The sequence below is a fragment of the Psychrobacter sp. AT9 genome, assembly GCF_047272965.1.
Classification (GTDB): Bacteria; Pseudomonadota; Gammaproteobacteria; order Pseudomonadales; family Moraxellaceae; genus Psychrobacter; species Psychrobacter glaciei.
Map to the genome: position 1 here is coordinate 1,624,407 of NZ_JBKOTW010000001.1, position 17,793 is coordinate 1,642,199.

The following is a 17,793-nucleotide window of genomic DNA, read 5'->3' on the forward strand; positions in this document are numbered from 1 at the left end:
CGTTAAAGTAGATGATTCACAGCTGATGGGAGATTATCAGCACGACAATAAAAAGCAGCTAGAATAAAAAATAGCGCTGTGCCATTGGCAGATGCTCGGCAGGCTCACAGGTCAGCAGCTCACCATCGGCATACACTTCATAGGTTTCAGGGTTGACCTCCATCTGAGGACAGTAGCTGTTAAACTTCATGTCTTGTTTGCGTACCTTGCGAATGTTGTGTACCGCTTTGATGACCTTTTCTAATCCTAATTGCCTATCAACACCTTTATCAATAGCCGCATTTGACATAAAGGTGATGCAAGTCTGCGCCACTGTCTTGGGGAAGCTGCCAAACATACTGCGATAGTGCACAGGCTGTGGGGTGGATATGGAAGCATTGGGGTCACCCATAGGTGCCGCTGCAATCAAACCGCCTTTTATAATTAAATCAGGCTTAACACCAAAAAATGCAGGCGACCATAACACTAAATCTGCCCATTTTCCCAACTCCAGTGATCCTACTTCATCACTAATGCCATGGGTAATAGCGGGATTGATGGTGTATTTTGCGAGATAGCGTTTGATACGAAAGTTGTCATTGCCGCTATCAGAATCCGTAGGACTGAGCATGATATTGTCTAAGGATTGCTCGGTTTTAGCTGATTGATCAGGAGCAAGGTGACCACGCTGGGCTTTCATTTTATCAGCCGTTTGCCACGTGCGAATAATGACTTCTCCCACGCGTCCCATCGCTTGCGAATCACTACTCATCATGGAGATAGCGCCCATATCTTGTAAAATATCTTCAGCGGCGATGGTCTCTTTACGAATACGGCTTTCTGCAAAAGCGACATCTTCAGCAATGGCTGGGCTTAGATGGTGACAAACCATGAGCATGTCGAGATGCTCGTCAATGGTATTAATAGTGAAAGGGCGTGTCGGGTTGGTGGACGAGGGTAAGACGTTGGTTTCGCCAATAGCTTTTAAGATATCTGGAGCATGACCGCCGCCAGCGCCTTCGGTATGGAAAGTATGAATACAACGGTCTTTAAACGCGCCTAGAGTGCTATCTAAATAGCCGCTTTCATTTAACGTATCAGTATGAATAGCCACTTGCACATCGTATTCTTCAGCCACGCTAAGGCAGTTATCAATGGCTTTGGGCGTGGAGCCCCAGTCTTCATGAAGTTTAAGACCGATAGCACCCGCTTCGATTTGCTCAACAATTGGCGCTGGTAAACTAACATTGCCTTTACCTAAGAATCCGATGTTCATCGGAATAGCATCAGTGGCTTTTAGCATGCTGTGAATATGATAAGCACCAGGAGTACAAGTGGTGGCAAGAGTACCTTCAGCAGGTCCCGTACCACCGCCTAACATCGTGGTTATACCAGACATTAGTGCTGTTTCACATTGCTGTGGTGCAATGAAGTGAATATGACTATCGATACCGCCAGCAGTCAAGATTTTACCTTCTCCTGCGATAATTTCGGTAGCCGCGCCAATAGGTAACGTCACGTTAGGTTGAATATCAGGGTTGCCAGCTTTACCGATGCCACTAATGCGGCCCTCTTTGATAGCCACATCTGCCTTGTAGATACCGCTGTAGTCCACAATTAGAGCATTGGTAATAATAGTATCGGCAACTTGGTCACCTATTAGCTGTGACTGACCCATGCCATCGCGGATAACCTTACCGCCGCCAAATTTAACCTCTTCACCGATGCTGACGCTATCAATGTCAGGCTGGTGATCAATATGACTGGTCAAATCATATTCAACCTCAAGCCATAAATTTGTATCTGCCAAGCGTACCTTATCCCCTGTGGTAGGGCCAAAATGCTCGGCATAGATACGTCGGTCAATGCGTTTTTTCGAGGTGTTTTGAGAGGTTTTAGGGTCTACAACGCCCATGACTTTGCCCGCAAAACCATAGATATGCTGTCTACCTGAGATGGCAACCAGTTCCACTTCGCGCGCTTGTCCCGGCTCAAAACGTACCGCAGTGCCAGATAGGATATTGAGTCGATAGCCAAGCGTCGACTCTCGATCAAAGCTCAGTGCTGCATTGACTTCATAAAAGTGATAATGAGAACCGATTTGAATAGGACGGTCGCCGGTATTGATTACTGCTATGGTTTGAACGCAGCGACCAGCATTCAATGCTATATCGCCTGCTTTAATCTTATATTCGCCTGCTTTCATCGTCATTTTTATTATCCTTAATCGTCTTATCTCATTAGCTACAATTTAATTTTAAAGCGTTTTTCGTTTTATACCGTTTTACTAGTAGGCTACATCGTTTCTTAGTGCGATTTATTACTAGAGCAGAGACATCGCCATACACAAGCAAGCTATACGATGGGGTTATGTACCGTCACCAGCTTAGTGCCATCAGGGAAAGTGGCTTCAACTTGGACATCATGTATCATCTCTGCAATGCCTTCCATGACGTCATCGGCAGAGAGATAAGTGGCTCCTTCACTCATCAGTTGCGCCACGGTTTTGCCATCACGCGCGCCTTCCATCAGTAACATGCTAATGTAAGCGATAGACTCAGGATAATTGAGCTTTACACCGCGGTTTTTACGACGTTCCGCTACCATACCGGCTGTAAATAGTAAGAGTTTATCTTTTTCGGTAGGATTTAATTGCATAAAGCTTCCTTAATAATTATTGTGCTTTAAAGACTATGAACCGTTTTTAATCTTCATAAAGTAAATGTGCCAAGTTAAATGTACTAAGTAGAGTCATTCTGGTTTGATTAAGCATTGTTTAAAGATGAGAGTATGCAGGAGCACATGATATTAAGTATCCCAAATTCTCGGTCGATGAGGCTCAAGCGCATACCATTTAGACCTGATAAGCTCGCGAATTTGGTAAAAAGCTTCAAAGCACACACGCACATCTGCCCCTAAATAACGGCAATTAATACCTTGAAAATTATGAGTACAATAAATAGGTAATGACTGCGTATCAATGAGATGGCGTATCTCGGTAATAGTGGTATCTAAATATTGGCCGAGCTTGAGCGGATTATTCTGTAGTTCTGGCGCAATGACCTCTGTGCTAGGTATTGCCCAAAAAGAGCCATGAACATGTTGATTGTTCAGTCCTAATGGTGAGGTAAACCAGCGCGTATTGGCTTGTTGGGAGGTGCACTCACTGACCAATAGATCACTCTCACGCCATATCTCTAAGCGGTTGGCATAATGACCATTAGCAAACGTCTCTTGATACGCTTGACGTCCGAACACAGCAATATCCCAAGTCAATAAACTTGCCGTTTTAGCCAAATAAAAGCGGTTATTGGCAGTAGAGATAGAATGATCGTAATAGATACTTTCTTGAGGGAGCCATTCAAGAATAGCGTGGTCATCGAGGCGGGCGTTGATATGCTGTTCTGCGCTGACAACATCATTAAAACAGTCGTTAGAAGTGTTGCTATGTGCCGATTGAGTACCGTTGTTAAATTTTGATGAGTCGCTGAGTCTAGAGGAACGCAACGATTTGCGCTGCCCGTACCATTTACCGGCTCCAGGGGTGGTAATCACCGCATGGCTGTTAGAGTGTAGGTCAAATTCCAATGTTAAGCGGTCATCATCGGCGATACCAGCAGGAGGATACAACACATAAATATGGCAAATCCCTGCTTGACTGTTATCAGTACTATCAGGCTCAGGATACAGCGCACGCTGCACCATTAATGCCCCAGTATGGGCACGATGATACAGCCGAGTTTTTGCAGTATTAGAGGCGCAGTCGAAATGAAGCTGTAGTGAGGATTGCCAAGTCAAAATTGTATTCCCTTTTAGAAAGTGACCTTTTAGAAAGTGACCTTTTAGATTGCCACCAACTCTTGAATGTTGTTTTTTGCCATGTCACATCCAGCCCCTTGAGCTACCACTTGTCCTCTAGAGAGCACGGTATAGTTATCGGCAAGCTCTTCTGCAAACTCATAAAACTGCTCGACCAGTATAATGGCCATTTCACCTTGATAACCTAAATCCCTAATGACCCGCCCGATGTCCTTGATGATAGAGGGCTGAATACCTTCAGTCGGCTCATCAAGTACCAGTACAGACGGTTCGGAGGCAAGCGCACGAGCAATAGCGAGCTGCTGCTGCTGACCACCAGATAGATCGCCACCGCGCCGATGCTTCATCTCGTCCAGCACTGGAAATATATCATACAAGTGTTTGGGTACTTTGCTTGCTTTTCGTTGAGAGAATTTCGCCATGCCAATCAGAATGTTTTCTTCAACGGTCAAAGTGGAAAAGATATCACGTCCTTGCGGTACATAAGCGAGTCCTGCGCGTACACGCTGCTCAGGCGTCATCTGACTAATGTCCTTACCGTCTAATAAAATTTCACCTGATTTTATTGGTAGGATGCCCATCAAACATTTAAGCAAGGTGGTTTTACCGACGCCATTACGACCCAGTACCACGCTACATTCTCCTACAGGGGCGGCGAGGGTGACATCACGTAAAATGTGACTGCCACCGTAATATTGATTTATGGCATTAATTTCTAACATATAAGCACCTCTATTTTTTAGGTCTATTTCTAAGCACTACTATCAATTATCGACCCAAGTAAGTCTCAATAACGGCCTCATTATTCTGTACTTCATTTAACGTGCCTTCAGCCAAAATAGCGCCATTTGCTAAGACCGTTACTTTCTCACTTATGGCATCAATGAAAGTCATGTCATGCTCAACCACGATTAAAGTATGATTTTTTTTAAGGCGTAGACACAACTCAGCAGTATGTTCGGTTTCGGCATCTGTCATGCCTGCCACTGGTTCATCAAGCAAAATAAGCTTTGGTCTTTGCATCAGTAACATCCCAATCTCTAGCCACTGTTTTTGACCATGAGATAACAGTCCTGCTGGCTTGCTAATCAGCTCTTTTAGGCGTGTTTGATCAAGCGTTGAGTCAAGCGTATCTTGGATTTCTGCGTCAATACGAGTAAACCAGCTTTTTGACACTCGCTTATCCTTTGGCGCGGCCAGCATTAAGTTGTCGAGTACGGTAAATTTCTCAAATACGGTAGGTTTTTGAAACTTACGGCCAATGCCTGCTTCCGCTATTTCTTCGGTAGATAGTTTGGCTAAATTATGTACTTGACCGAAAAATGCACTGCCTTTAGTGGGACGCGTTTTACCCGTGATGACATCCATTAAAGTCGTCTTACCTGCGCCATTAGGGCCGATGATGCAGCGTAGCTCGCCTGCCTCAATGTATAAAGATAAATCATTGAGTGCGCGGAACGAGTCAAACCACACGCTAACGTCTTCTAAATACAGCGCAATGCCATGTCTCATATCTGGCCCTGATTTGGGGACAGGATGCGCCAAGCCACCGCTATCTCCGTAATCTTCAGCCAAAGTAGTGACTGGTCGGGTAGGCGTGTTTTCTGCGACCGTTATGTATGGTGTATTTTTAGAGTTTTTCATTGGATTATTAATACTAGGATTGTTTTTAACAAGCGCATCGTTAGTAACTTTTTGGGAAGTAGCAGTATTAGTTAGTAACATTATTCTTTTTCCTTTTTAAAACGATCAAGTACGCCAATGATGCCGTTAGGGAGAAATAAAGTAACCACCACAAATAATCCACCTAGGATAAGCAACCAAAACTCAGGGTAGGCGACGGTAAAGTAAGTCTTAATTGCATTGATTGCACCTGCGCCTACGATAGCACCAATGAGTGAACCTCTTCCTCCCGCAGCCACCCATACTGCCATCTCGATAGAGTTGACGGGGTTCATCTCGCCCGGATTAATGATGCCAACTTGCGGTACATATAGAGCACCAGCGATACCAGCAATGACTGCAGACAATACCCAAGCAGAAAGCTTGTACCAAAGCGTGCGATAGCCTAAATACTGCAATCGATTTTCACTATCACGGATGGCACCGAGCACGCGCCCATAAGGCTGGCTCATCAGATAGCGTAGTCCAAGATAGGACAGCAGCAGAGCCAAAGCGGTCGTAAAACACAGCACAGCCCTCGTTGAAGAGGCAGTGATGTCATAGCCTAATAACGTGGTAAAACCTGTGAAGCCATTATTACCACCAAAGCCTGTTTCGTTACGGAAGAATAATAAGGCTGCCGCATAGGTCATGGCTTGAGTAATAATCGAAAAATAAACCCCTTTGATCTTGGAGCGAAAAGCAAAATAGCCAAAGATGAAAGCGACCAGACCGGGAACTAATACCACTAGAGCCATCGCCCACCAAAAGTGCTGAGTGCCTGCCCAATACCACGGCAGCTCGGTCCAACTTAAAAAACGCATAAAGTCTGGTAAGCCCGTGCCAGCAGTTTCACGCGTCAAGTACATGCCAAAGGCATAACCTCCTAGCGCAAAATAAAGACCATGACCTAAGCTTAGAATGCCGGCATAGCCCCAGACCAAGTCTAAAGCCAGTGCTACCATGGCGAGCGCCATTATTTTACCAATCAAAGTTATCCAGTAAGCAGACAGGTGAAAACTAGAGGTTTCAGGTAGTAAATGGAGCCAAGGCAATATCAGTAGCACTAAAAAACACAAACCAATCAAAATGGCATTACGTGGGGAATCAGATAATAATTGAGTCAAACGCATGAGGTTCTCCTTAATCCACAAAACGGCCTTTGAGGGCGAATAAACCTTGTGGACGTTTTTGAATAAACAAAATCACAAGAACCAGTAATACAATTTTAGCCATCACAGCACCAATGCCAATCTCTAGCACCGTACCACTGACACCAAGACCTAAAGATGCCAATACCGCGCCCCATACTTGCCCAACACCGCCAACCACGACGACTAAGAACGCATCAATAATATAAGTTTGACCTAAGTCGGGTCCGACATTGCCTACTTGCGCCAAAGCACAGCCAGCGAGACCTGCGAGACCCGAGCCAAGTCCAAAAGCCAACATATCGATGCGAGCAGACGAGATACCCACTGCACGTGCCATTTGCCGGTTTTGAGTGACAGCGCGCACAAATAGCCCAAAGCGAGTCTTGTTAAGTAAGTACACCAGTAGCATAAGAATTATGATGGTAAAGCCAATAATAGCGATACGGTTGAAGGGAAGCACAAGGCTCGAGGACACTTGATAGGCACCGCTCAACCAGTCGACATTGCTGACTTCGACGTTTTGCGCGCCAAATATCATCCGAACCAACTGCATAAGAATCAGACTGACACCGAAAGTTGCCAGTAAGGTTTCAAGCTCACGACCATAAAGCGGGCGAATAATGATTCGTTCGATAATCATGCCGATAATGGCACTGACTAAGAAAGCGACGGGTATAGCAGCAACCAGATACCATCCAGTCATACTAGGAAAATACGCTTGAAAGAGATTTTGCACCATATAAGTGGCGTAAGCGCCAATCATAATGAGCTCACCGTGAGCCATATTGATGACACCCAGTAGCCCAAAGGTAATGGCCAGCCCTAATGCCGCGAGTAGTAAGATACTTGCCGTACTAAGCCCCGTGAATAGATGACCTATCCAAGTACTGATGGTAATGCGCTGCTCAATACTATCCTCAGCATCTAACAGCGCAGATTTGAGCACAGGATCGATATCATCTGCCGCCAATGCTTTTTTAACATCAACTAAGACTTGCGGGCTATCACTATCGGCGAGCACGGTAAGTGCTGCAATTTGGGTAGTAACGTCGCCGTCTCTAAAATCAATTCTTGCTTGTAAAGTACTCAACGCCGTTTTGACGTCGTCGTCTTCCTCATTAGTGGCAGCAGTACTTATGAGTGCTGGATCTAGCTGTTCGATATTGTCCGCTAAGATGGCAACTGCCTGCACACGTTGCGTAGGATCGTTTGACTCAAGCTTAACCTTGGCTTGTCCAAATACTAAGGCTGAGCGTAGCGTATTGGTCAAAGTCACTTGCGCCAAGTCACTCGGCCACTCGGTGGTCAGCTGCTTAGCAGGATAAGTAAATAGCTCATCTTCGCTGTTAAGTAGATAAGTTTGCCCACCATTACCTTGGTATAGCTCATCGTTTTTTATCAGCTCAACTAAAGTATCCAAACTCTCAACTGACCCCGGCCACTGATTGAGCATGGTTTGGCGCTTGGTGAAGTCAGCAGCAACGAACTGTTCGATAGCGTCCCCTTTACTTACCGCAAGATTAGCAGGCGTAGTCAGAGACTGCTTGTTTTGAGCAAGTAAGGTGTCGTCTTGAGCAAGTAAGATCTCTTCACTTACAGCATTGGATGTCGCTGCCACAGTATTAGTAGATAGTTTCTCGCCATGGCTGTGTACTGCTGATGTCTCGTGAGCATGAGCAGCTGATGTGATAGCAATGAGGAGGAGTAAAGATAGTAAGGCGATGACAAAAGTCTTATTAGAATAATTGGCTTGCGCGTCACTTTTATAATAGGAAGGAGAATGTGACATGATGGTTCCTTTTTTGCAGTCAACACTCCTCTAACCTCTACTGAAAACTGTTTTATCAGTAGAGGAGCTAAAGGGTTGCTGGTATTGATACCATTAAGGGGCTAAGGGCTAAGGGCTAAGGATTGCGGTTTAGGTGACCACAACCTTATTTAGGAATGTACTGACTCCATGGCTCAGCACGAATGACTTTTGGCGTTTTGCTGATCACATCGAACTGACCATCGGCACGGATTTGACCGATCATGACAGGCTTCCATAAGTGATGGTTCTCCTCATCCATTTTTAATGTATACCCTGATGGCGCGTCAAAAGTCTGACCTCCCATACTAATACGCACTTTATCGACATTAGTGGTACCTGCTTTTTCGACTGCTTGTTTCCACATATTGATACCCACGTAGGTGGCTTCCATAGGATCATTGGTCACGACCTTTTCAGCATTCGGTAGCTTATGATCTAGCGCATATTTCTTATACTTTTTGGTGAAGCCGCTGTTGACAGGATTTTTAACCGACATAAAGTAGTTCCATGACGCCAAATGCCCTTGCAATAAGCTGGTATCGATACCGCGAAGCTCTTCTTCTCCTACTGAGAATGCCATGACTGGGATATCAGAGGCTTTAATACCTTGATTGGCAAGTTCACGATAAAAGGGTACATTTGAATCCCCATTAATGGTAGAGATAACCGCCGTCTTTTTACCAGTAGAGAAGCTTTTAATGTTGCCCACGATGGTCTGATAGTTGCTAAAACCGAAAGGGGTATACTCTTCCATGATATCTTTTTCAGCGACGCCTTTAGACTTCAAAAAAGCCCGCAGTATCTGGTTAGTAGTCCGAGGATAGACATAATCTGTCCCAAGTAAGACAAAGCGTTCTGCACTACCACCCTCTGGACTCATTAAGTATTCAACAGCAGGAATAGCCTGTTGATTGGGTGCAGCACCAGTGTAGAAAATATTTTCTGACTGTTCTTGACCCTCGTACTGCACAGGGTAGAACATGAGGCCATTTAACTCTTCAACGACAGGCAGCACTGACTTACGTGATACCGACGTCCAACCGCCAAATATGACATCCACTTTGTCTTGAGTTAATAGCTGACGAGCTTTTTCAGCGAATAACGGCCAATCAGAAGCGGGGTCTACGACGATTGGCTCTAGCTGCTTACCCAACACACCACCATTGGCATTAATTTCATCAATGGTCATGAGAGCAGTATCTTTTAATGAGGTTTCAGAGATGGCCATCGTTCCAGATAAAGAATGCAAGATACCAACTTTGATGGTGTCACCATCTGCCGCAGGGGTAGTAGTCGTCTCAGCTGTTTCTGTTTTTGTGGCTGTAGAATTGGTTTCAGCACTAGTTTCCGCAGGTTTCTGACAACCTATAAGGCTTAAGCTACCTACGACAGCTACTGCTAGTAGAGACAAACGTGATGTGAGTTTTGAGTCGATACGATAATTTGTACTTATAGGAGTAGCAGTGATAAGCGTTGGCAATAAAGACATGTATTTCTCCAAAAAGATAAAGTAGCAGCTTGGCAGGCCGAGTTAACAAACCATTCCTAACTGCTATTAATACTTCAATATTTATGCCATTCCAAAATACAAAATAAACGCACCAATATCGGTCTTTTTAGGAGATATTGCACTTTTTTCGCACCATGATGGTTTTTATGATTTTCTATGCACCATCTGTGTCTGGTTAAAAAGTGACTTATACTGTCAATGTCAAATCTGTACAAACAAGCTTGAGAGATATCAATTACGCAGCTACAAGTTTTGTCAGCATAGTTCAAATGCCGATTAACTCCTTTTATTATCAAAAGATTAAATAGGTTGTTGTTGATATTATTGGCTTCATGCCTACTTATTATATTGTGCTTAAAGGCTGGTCTAATATCAAAATGGCATCTCTGCCGACTATTAGATGTCAAAATATTATCGAGGAGGTTACAAAAGAGGGGAAGATAGAGGAGGTATAGGCGGTAACCTATGTGTTAGTGATTTTCTATCAAGTCCATGGTGAGATAAAAGTGAATAGCAGTGCTTGGTGATTCATAAGTGGTTATCTACAAGCTATATTTATAGTTGCAGCTTGGCAAGATAAGCATTCTCCTAAAGTTAATGTTTACGGGATTAATAGCATAGGTCAGAATTCAGGACTATTAGAATTGCGAGTACCCCAAGTAGTATTTCCTGGCAATGTCATGGTAAAAGCCAAGCTTGAATCGACAGACCTATTCTTCATGTAACGTGGAGGGTAAGTGCTGTTATTGTTGCTACCATCTACTGCAAGGCAGACCGATAGATATCCTGCTGAGCCGCTAAACCGATTATTTCAGGAACGACTCAAAAGATATTTTATATCGTGAGAACATGGATGAAATCGAGGAGTTATGCTGTGTTTTTCGGAGATATAACGGCATATGTGAGGCCTTCGTACTCCGTTGAAACACGAGTACCGCCACCTCCTTCAAGTGTCTGACCAATATTGGTCAGTGAGCCGATGATGGTGGTGTTTCCAGTCGCACGCGCAAACTCGCAAGCCGCTGCAACTTTTGGTCCCATAGAGCCCGCAGGAAGATCAAGCTCACTTAAAGCGTCTGGATGCGCCTGCAAGATACCTCGTTGTTTGTCCGTCCCAAAGTCTGTATAAACATACGCCACATCCGTGGCAATCACCAATAACTCACATTCAAGGCTACGGGCAAGTAACGAGGCGCACAAGTCTTTATCGATTACTGCCTCGACCCCTTGCAAACAGCCATCTTCATCAAATGCCGTTGGGATACCACCACCACCTGCACAGATTACAATCGCACCTTTTTCAAGCAGCCACTGTATGGGTTTTAGCTCAAATATCTTTTTGGGCTTAGGGCTTGCAACCACTCGCCTAAAATATTGACCATCGGCTTTAACAACCCAGCCTTTTTGCGCACTTAGCTTTTCTGCTTCCTCTTTTGAGTATACAGGGCCAATAGGCTTGGTTGGATTGTTAAAAGCAGGGTCTTTACGGTCGACTTCTACTTGAGTGAGTAGGGTGGCAATGGATGAGTCTCTCGGCAGGACATTCCCAAGCTCTTGCTCGATGATGTAGCCAATCATACCTTCTGTTTCTGCGCCCAAAACGTCTAATGGGTAAGTATCGACTTCAGTGTAAGCCGCTCCTTGCAACGCAAGCAAACCGACTTGCGGGCCATTACCGTGAGCAATGACTAATTCGTTACCCTCCGTGACCTTGCTGATTTGTTCAACGGCCGTCTTGATATTTTGGCGTTGGTTATGAGCAGATAGCGGCTCTCCACGTTTTAATAAAGCATTACCACCTAAGGCAATTAGTAACCTCATGATATTTTCCTACGCATTGTCTTCAGTTAACGTCATATCAGGGTGTGTCTTCATTTCAAAATAGTGATAAAAATGAGATAAATGGCAGTCAAACAAGGAAAATAGCGCAGATAATATCGAGATATTAGTCAGCTATTTGACGCCGTTTGGCAAGATTTAGCCACTTTTAACTATTTAGATGACTATCGATTGAATTGAGGGCACGCCCCGGTAGCACGCGTTGCTAATGTTATAAATTAGATATTACCAAGCGCCGAGACCAGAACGGCTTTAATCGTATGCATACGGTTTTCGGCTTGCTCAAATGCGATGTTGTAAGGTGATTCAAATACCTCTTCGGTCACTTCGATACCGTCGGCGAGCTGTGGGTATTCTTCAGTTATTTTTTTACCAACTTCAGTATCTGAATTATGAAAAGCGGGTAAACAATGCATAAACTTCACTTTTGGATTGCCAGTGGCTTTTATCAGATCCATGTTGACTTGATAGGCCATTAGCCCATCGATTCGCTCAGCCCAGCTCTCAATAGGCTCACCCATCGATACCCATACGTCAGTATGAATAAAATCAACCTCTTTTGCCGCCGTTTTTACATCATCAGTGATAGTAAGCCGGGCACCTGACTCTTTGGCAAAGTCTGCACAAGTGGCCAAAAAATCTGCTTCAGGCCATAAGTCTTTAGGGGCGCAAAGGCGTACGTCCATACCCATCTTAGCGCCCATTAAATATAATGAGCGGCCCATGTTATTACGTGCGTCACCAAAATAAGCATATTTAATCTGATGGATAGATTTGTCGGTATGCTCACGCATGGTCATTACATCTGCTAGCATTTGTGTGGGATGAAACTCATTCGTCAGGCCATTAAAGACGGGAATATCTGCATATTCTGCTAACTCATTGACAATCTCTTGACCGAATCCGCGATACTCGATGGCATCATACATACGGCTCAACACACGAGCGGTGTCTTTCATGCTTTCTTTGTAGCCGATCTGTGATGAGTTCGGGCCAATAAACGTCACATTGGCACCCTGATCATATGCCGCTACTTCAAAAGCACAACGAGTGCGGGTTGAGGTTTTCTCAAAGATTAGAGCAATGTTCTTGCCCAAAAGATGCTTTTGTTCTGTGCCTGAGTATTTCGCTCTTTTTAGGTCACGAGCCATATCCAAAAGATAGGTAAGCTCGCGTTCACTATGATGCATAAGGCTCAGCAGATCACGGTTGTGAAGATTGAAACTCATGATGGTTCCTTAATTTTTAGTATGTGTTTATTTTGGATGGACTATCACTGTATTTGGCACCGCTATGAGCAGGTAGGATTCAACATGCTCTAATCCGTTGGATCGCGAATGATAGGGCAAGTCATGCAGTGACCACCACCACGTCCACGGCCCAGCTCGGAGCTTGGAATCGTAATCACTTCAATGCCTTGTTTGCGCAGTAACGTGTTGGTATAAGTATTGCGGTCATAAGAGATGACAACGCCTGGCTCAAGGGCAAGAACATTGTTACCATCATCCCATTGCTCACGCTCAACCTCGTAGCTATTGCCACCTGTCTCGACCACTCTCAATTTATCGACCCTTGATGCTTCTTCTACCACTTTCAAAAAATGTCTGTCATCTTCGCGCACATCAATACCGTGTGGCTTGCTCTCATCAGGACGAATATGAAAGGTCGTAATATGATCTGTTACTGCCGGAAATACATTGACCAAATCAATATCGCAAAACGTAAACACGGTGTCCAAATGCATCGCAGAACGTTGTTTAGGTAAGGCTGCTACGATGACATGGTCAACCGAACCATCGATGAATAAAGTCTTGGCCAGTCTGGTAATCGCTTGTTGTGACGTTCGCTCACCCATACCAATCAGCACGGTTTTGTTGCCGATAGGCATGACATCACCACCTTCTAAACTACAGCCACTGAGATCTTCTTCAGTGTCGTCCATCCAAATTTTGAAATCAGCGCCTTTGAAGTCTGGATGAAATTTATAAATAGCAGAAATAAGGAGTGTTTCTTGCTGGCGGGCGGGCCAATACATCGGGTTGAGCGTCACACCACCGTATATCCAGTTTGAGGAATCGCGAGGGAACTGAGTATTGGGCAGTGGTGGCAATACAAACTCAGTCGTACCTGACAATGCGGATAATTTTTTGAGTGATGCCCCAATATCATTCGGTAACTCTTCAGTGGTGACGCCGCCAATTAAAAATGAAGACAGTTTCTTGTGCTCAAGTTTGGTCAACCAATCTCTCACTTCGCCAGCCAATAAAGTACCGACGTGATTATCAGTGATTTTATGATCCATAATCCACTGCATGGCATCATTATTATCAAGGGTTTGTGCGAGCAGTTGATGCATCTCAACCACCTCAATATCGCGATCTCGCATTTTTGTGACCATATCATAATGATCACTTTTGGCCTTGCTCACCCACATGACATCATCAAACAATAAGTCATCACAGTTTTGCGGTGTCAGTCTTTGATGGGCAAGACCTGGAGAGCACACCATAACTTTGTGTAATTTACCGACTTCTGAATGAACACCTAAAGACTTGTCAGACATTTTTTTATCCTTATGCGGTTTGGGTGCAAGTATCTCACCACTGTTTAGAGGACGAACAATCTGAAAAAAGCAACTGATGTGACGATTACGACGAACGGCTTTTTGTGATTACAAATGTAAGGCATTTTATTTAGTATGGTCGCTACAAGCTCAACGTACCGCTGTAGAGGCCATAGGCTGCATAGATGGCACTGACAGTAATGACTGCAAGCACCACTTTTTCGGCTGTATTGAACAGCTGATAGCTGTGCTCTCTGCGTGCTTTTATATAGAGAACCACGCCAGGAAGATACAATAAAGCGGATAGTAAAAAGTACTGAATACCAGCTGCATACAACAGCCAAATACTATAAAACAGTGCGGTTACCCCAATAACAATGTCTTTTTTGGCGCTCTCGGATGCTTTGTAACCCTCTTTGCGATAGGCCACCAAAAACCCATAAGCGGCAGAGAAGAAATAGGGAATCAAAATCATGGAAGTGGACAGATAAAAGATATTGTTATACGTGCTTTTACTAAAGTAGGTGATGACTAAGAATAACTGTGTCGCTGCAGAAGACACCAATAGTGCATTTACCGGCACATCAACGGCATTTGTTTTATAAAAGAATCTCGGCATGGTTTCGTCTTTGGCGGCAACGAATAAAACTTCGGCACAAAATAGCGTCCAAGCCAATAAACCACCGAGCAGCGAGACGACCAAACCGACTGAGATAAAGGTCGCGCCCCACGGGCCAACGGCATACTCCAGCAAATAAGCCATCGAAGGGTTTTTCATCGCTGCCAGCTCAGGGAGGGATCTAACACCCATCGCTAAAAAGTTAACCAGCATTAATAGCACTAACGTAAAAATGAACCCCAATACGGTGGCTTTACCAATATCGGAGCGTTTTTTGGCGCGTGCAGAATAGACACTGGCCCCTTCAATACCAATAAATACCCATACCGTCACCATCATCATGTTTTTAACTTGATCAGGGACTGACCCTAGATCCGTCTCTCTGCCCCAAAAGTCGCTATTAAAAAGATCCATATTAAAGACCGTAAAAATAATGACAATAAAGGTGAACAACGGTATCACTTTGGCGATCGTAATCAACGTATTGACTGAGGTAGCCGTCTGGATACCTTTGGTAATCATGAAGTTGTATGCCCACAATAATACAGAGGCACCCACCAATGCCGTTAGGGTATTGCCATCTCCAAACACATTAAAAAAATAACCCAGCGTACTAAATATCAGCACATAGTAACTAACGTTACCCAACCAAGCAGAGAGCCAGTAACCCCATGCAGAGTTGAAACCCATATAGTTACCAAAACCTGCCTGTGCGTAGGCATAGACCCCACTGTCAAGTTCAGGTTTGCGATGTGCTAAATTTTGGAACACGAAGGCAAGCATCAGCATGCCAACGCCAGTGATGATCCAGCCAATCAAGGACGCACCAGGGCTTGCGGTTTCAGCGATGTTTTGCGGTAATGAAAAGATACCACCGCCTATCATAGAGCCTACGACAAGGGCAATGAGTGCGGTAAAGTTTAGATTTTTCTCGGATGGATTATGCGTTGTTTCAGACATGGTGACGACCTTTTATTCTCTGATTGAGAAATATATGAAAGCAACAAAATAGATTTAGTCTTGAAGAATACTTAAAAACATTGTTTAATATATGAAAACCCCACAATATTAGCATGGATTATTATGGTTTTGTTAGCTCAATGTCCATCATTAAAAATATTTATGTATCTCTACCAGTTAAATAATTGTGATAACTCATGATGAAAATGTTTGCTATGGCAGCAGTTTTTGTACAACTAGTATTCTGAGTCGGTCAAAAAACTTGCAGGATTGTATTGGATGAATCATAGGATGCTCAAAATAAATGCAGTTTCTGATAGTTTATTGAGGTGGTATCGAGTACCATAACCACAATAAAATTATGGATTTATTGGTATTTCTTACTAAGTCGTGTCCTAATCGGCTCAATACCCAATGAATTAACTGTATTGCCGAACATGAGTACCGAACATCTTATATAGATCACTTACCATCCCGCCTTGGCGTAGAGAGTGTCTTGTGCCCATACAGCGCCAATATTGCCAGTCATCGTGATCGACACGAGGTGTGCTTAGTCTGATTTCCTACACTCAACACGCCCTATACTAAAAATCATTAAAATTTTTAAATTGAGGACATGCCCTAATACGGTTAAAAGACGTATGGGTTGGTTATTTTTTGTTTTATTTCCGCATATAAATAATATATAGGAACCGTTATGAAAAAAGCATGGGTTTTGGTTCTATTGCTTGTCGTGGCCGCTGCTGCCGGTTGGTATTACTGGCAACAGCAGCAGCTTGCACAAGCCCTACCGCTAGGAATAGTCAGCTCAAACGGTAGACTGGAGCTTGAGCGGTTTGATATTGCTAGCCTTTATCCAGGCAGAGTTGAGCAAATGCTGGTGGCGGAAGGGGAAGATGTCGATGTCGATCAGCTGCTTGTTGAGCTGTCTTCCTCACAAAGCGAAAGTCAGTTAGTGGCGGCACAGGCAACCGAGCAGCGCGCACATGAAATGGTGTCACAGGCACGGGCAGGTCGTAAGCAAGGAGAGCAGGCAATGGCGCGTGCCAACGCCCAAATCGATGCGCAGATTGAACAGCAAAAAATAGCCAAAATGGAGTTGGATAATGCCCGCAAGATGCGCCGCGAAGATTTGGTGTCAGATTCAGAGGTGACCAAACGCCAAGCGGCATACAATGGCGCGGTTGCGGTCGTGCAGGCGGCGAGAGCAGCGTACGCAGAAGCGCAGGCAGCTGTTCAACAAATCGATGCTCAAGTAGCGGAAGCAAATGCTGGCGTCAATCAGGCCAAAGCTCAAGAAAAATCTGCCGCATCGATGAATGACGATATGTTGATACGCAGTCCTAAAGCTGGCCGCGTGGAATACCGAATTGCCGAGGTTGGTAGTGTGATTGCAGCAGGCAGCAAAATGGTTAGCCTGCTAGATACAGAGGATGTGTCTATGACTCTTTTTTTACCTAATGGGCAGATGAGTGGCTTACAAGTTGGTAATGACGCGAGAGTCGTGCTAGATGGTCTGGATAGTGTGTGGCCCGCAAAAGTCTCGTTTATTGCATCACAAGCACAGTTTACGCCCAAGTCAGTGGAAACACAGAACGAGCGCGAAAAGCTGATGTTTAAAGTGCGTATCAAGTTACCTGTTGAAATAGCCAAAGAATACAAAGGCCTACTCAAAGGCGGCATGACAGGTAATGGTTATGTACGTAGCAATACCGACGTAGTATGGCCGAGTAACCTTGCTATAAACCTTCCCAAAAAAGGCCAATCCTAGTTTCTCATGTTCGAGTATGACAGCAGAAAATGAGGTCATAAATTATTCAGAGGGTTTTACAACCGAAGAGTTATCTTTATGAATAAATTAACGATACAAACTGAGAG

The 17,793-nt window shown here is 44.4% G+C and carries 13 protein-coding genes; 1 reads left to right on the forward strand and 12 read right to left on the reverse strand.

Annotation, left to right across the window (positions count from 1 at the left end):
• Positions 1-58: 58 nt before the first annotated feature.
• The 12 genes from ureC to arcD form a co-directional block, all read right to left on the reverse strand.
• Positions 59-2,191, reverse strand: a complete 2,133-nt coding sequence (gene ureC, locus ACMFL8_RS06910; RefSeq protein ID WP_413190493.1) for an urease subunit alpha — start codon at positions 2,189-2,191, stop codon at positions 59-61.
• 143 nt (positions 2,192-2,334) lie between these two features.
• A complete protein-coding gene (gene ureA, locus ACMFL8_RS06915) occupies positions 2,335-2,637 on the reverse strand; it encodes an urease subunit gamma (RefSeq protein WP_010200554.1) in 303 nt (100 codons plus the stop codon).
• Between the two features lie 150 nt (positions 2,638-2,787).
• The gene (locus tag ACMFL8_RS06920; RefSeq protein ID WP_413190494.1) at positions 2,788-3,777 is read right to left on the reverse strand and encodes an urease accessory protein UreD; all 990 of its coding nucleotides are present in this window, start codon (positions 3,775-3,777) and stop codon (positions 2,788-2,790) included.
• Between the two features lie 44 nt (positions 3,778-3,821).
• Positions 3,822-4,520 carry an urea ABC transporter ATP-binding subunit UrtE gene (urtE, locus tag ACMFL8_RS06925; protein ID WP_413190495.1) on the reverse strand — a complete coding sequence of 233 codons (699 nt, stop codon included), beginning with the start codon at positions 4,518-4,520 and terminating at the stop codon, positions 3,822-3,824.
• A 46-nt stretch (positions 4,521-4,566) separates the two neighbouring features.
• The gene (gene urtD, locus ACMFL8_RS06930; protein WP_413190496.1) at positions 4,567-5,523 is read right to left on the reverse strand and encodes an urea ABC transporter ATP-binding protein UrtD; all 957 of its coding nucleotides are present in this window, start codon (positions 5,521-5,523) and stop codon (positions 4,567-4,569) included.
• Positions 5,523-6,593 carry an urea ABC transporter permease subunit UrtC gene (gene urtC / locus ACMFL8_RS06935; RefSeq protein WP_010200558.1) on the reverse strand — a complete coding sequence of 357 codons (1,071 nt, stop codon included), beginning with the start codon at positions 6,591-6,593 and terminating at the stop codon, positions 5,523-5,525. The genes urtD and urtC overlap by 1 nt, the downstream gene beginning before the upstream one ends.
• A gap of 10 nt (positions 6,594-6,603) precedes the next feature.
• The gene (gene urtB / locus ACMFL8_RS06940) at positions 6,604-8,403 is read right to left on the reverse strand and encodes an urea ABC transporter permease subunit UrtB (protein WP_413190497.1); all 1,800 of its coding nucleotides are present in this window, start codon (positions 8,401-8,403) and stop codon (positions 6,604-6,606) included.
• A gap of 145 nt (positions 8,404-8,548) precedes the next feature.
• Complete coding sequence (gene urtA / locus ACMFL8_RS06945) at positions 8,549-9,859, reverse strand: urea ABC transporter substrate-binding protein (RefSeq protein WP_149408792.1); 1,311 nt, start codon at positions 9,857-9,859, stop codon at positions 8,549-8,551.
• Positions 9,860-10,801: 942 nt separating this feature from the next.
• Positions 10,802-11,755, reverse strand: a complete 954-nt coding sequence (arcC, locus tag ACMFL8_RS06950) for a carbamate kinase (RefSeq protein WP_413190498.1) — start codon at positions 11,753-11,755, stop codon at positions 10,802-10,804.
• Between the two features lie 236 nt (positions 11,756-11,991).
• Complete coding sequence (locus ACMFL8_RS06955; protein WP_413190499.1) at positions 11,992-13,002, reverse strand: ornithine carbamoyltransferase; 1,011 nt, start codon at positions 13,000-13,002, stop codon at positions 11,992-11,994.
• 89 nt (positions 13,003-13,091) lie between these two features.
• A complete protein-coding gene (arcA, locus tag ACMFL8_RS06960) occupies positions 13,092-14,336 on the reverse strand; it encodes an arginine deiminase (RefSeq protein WP_413190500.1) in 1,245 nt (414 codons plus the stop codon).
• A 142-nt stretch (positions 14,337-14,478) separates the two neighbouring features.
• Positions 14,479-15,915, reverse strand: a complete 1,437-nt coding sequence (gene arcD, locus ACMFL8_RS06965; protein ID WP_413190501.1) for an arginine-ornithine antiporter — start codon at positions 15,913-15,915, stop codon at positions 14,479-14,481.
• 697 nt (positions 15,916-16,612) lie between these two features.
• Here arcD and ACMFL8_RS06970 point away from each other — a divergent pair.
• Complete coding sequence (locus ACMFL8_RS06970; RefSeq protein ID WP_413190502.1) at positions 16,613-17,686, forward strand: HlyD family secretion protein; 1,074 nt, start codon at positions 16,613-16,615, stop codon at positions 17,684-17,686.
• Positions 17,687-17,793 lie beyond the last annotated feature (107 nt).

Bases quoted from the DNA above. Each gene is read 5' to 3' on its own strand.
- urtB (WP_413190497.1), bottom strand. From the start codon at position 8,403: ATGTCACATTCTCCTTCCTATTATAAAAGTGACGCGCAAGCCAATTAT.
- urtC (WP_010200558.1), bottom strand. From the start codon at position 6,593: ATGCGTTTGACTCAATTATTATCTGATTCCCCACGTAATGCCATTTTG.
- urtD (WP_413190496.1), bottom strand. From the start codon at position 5,523: ATGTTACTAACTAATACTGCTACTTCCCAAAAAGTTACTAACGATGCG.
- arcA (WP_413190500.1), bottom strand. From the start codon at position 14,336: ATGTCTGACAAGTCTTTAGGTGTTCATTCAGAAGTCGGTAAATTACAC.
- ureC (WP_413190493.1), bottom strand. From the start codon at position 2,191: ATGACGATGAAAGCAGGCGAATATAAGATTAAAGCAGGCGATATAGCA.
- arcC (WP_413190498.1), bottom strand. From the start codon at position 11,755: ATGAGGTTACTAATTGCCTTAGGTGGTAATGCTTTATTAAAACGTGGA.
- ureA (WP_010200554.1), bottom strand. From the start codon at position 2,637: ATGCAATTAAATCCTACCGAAAAAGATAAACTCTTACTATTTACAGCC.
- ACMFL8_RS06970 (WP_413190502.1), top strand. From the start codon at position 16,613: ATGAAAAAAGCATGGGTTTTGGTTCTATTGCTTGTCGTGGCCGCTGCT.
- ACMFL8_RS06955 (WP_413190499.1), bottom strand. From the start codon at position 13,002: ATGAGTTTCAATCTTCACAACCGTGATCTGCTGAGCCTTATGCATCAT.
- urtE (WP_413190495.1), bottom strand. From the start codon at position 4,520: ATGTTAGAAATTAATGCCATAAATCAATATTACGGTGGCAGTCACATT.
- arcD (WP_413190501.1), bottom strand. From the start codon at position 15,915: ATGTCTGAAACAACGCATAATCCATCCGAGAAAAATCTAAACTTTACC.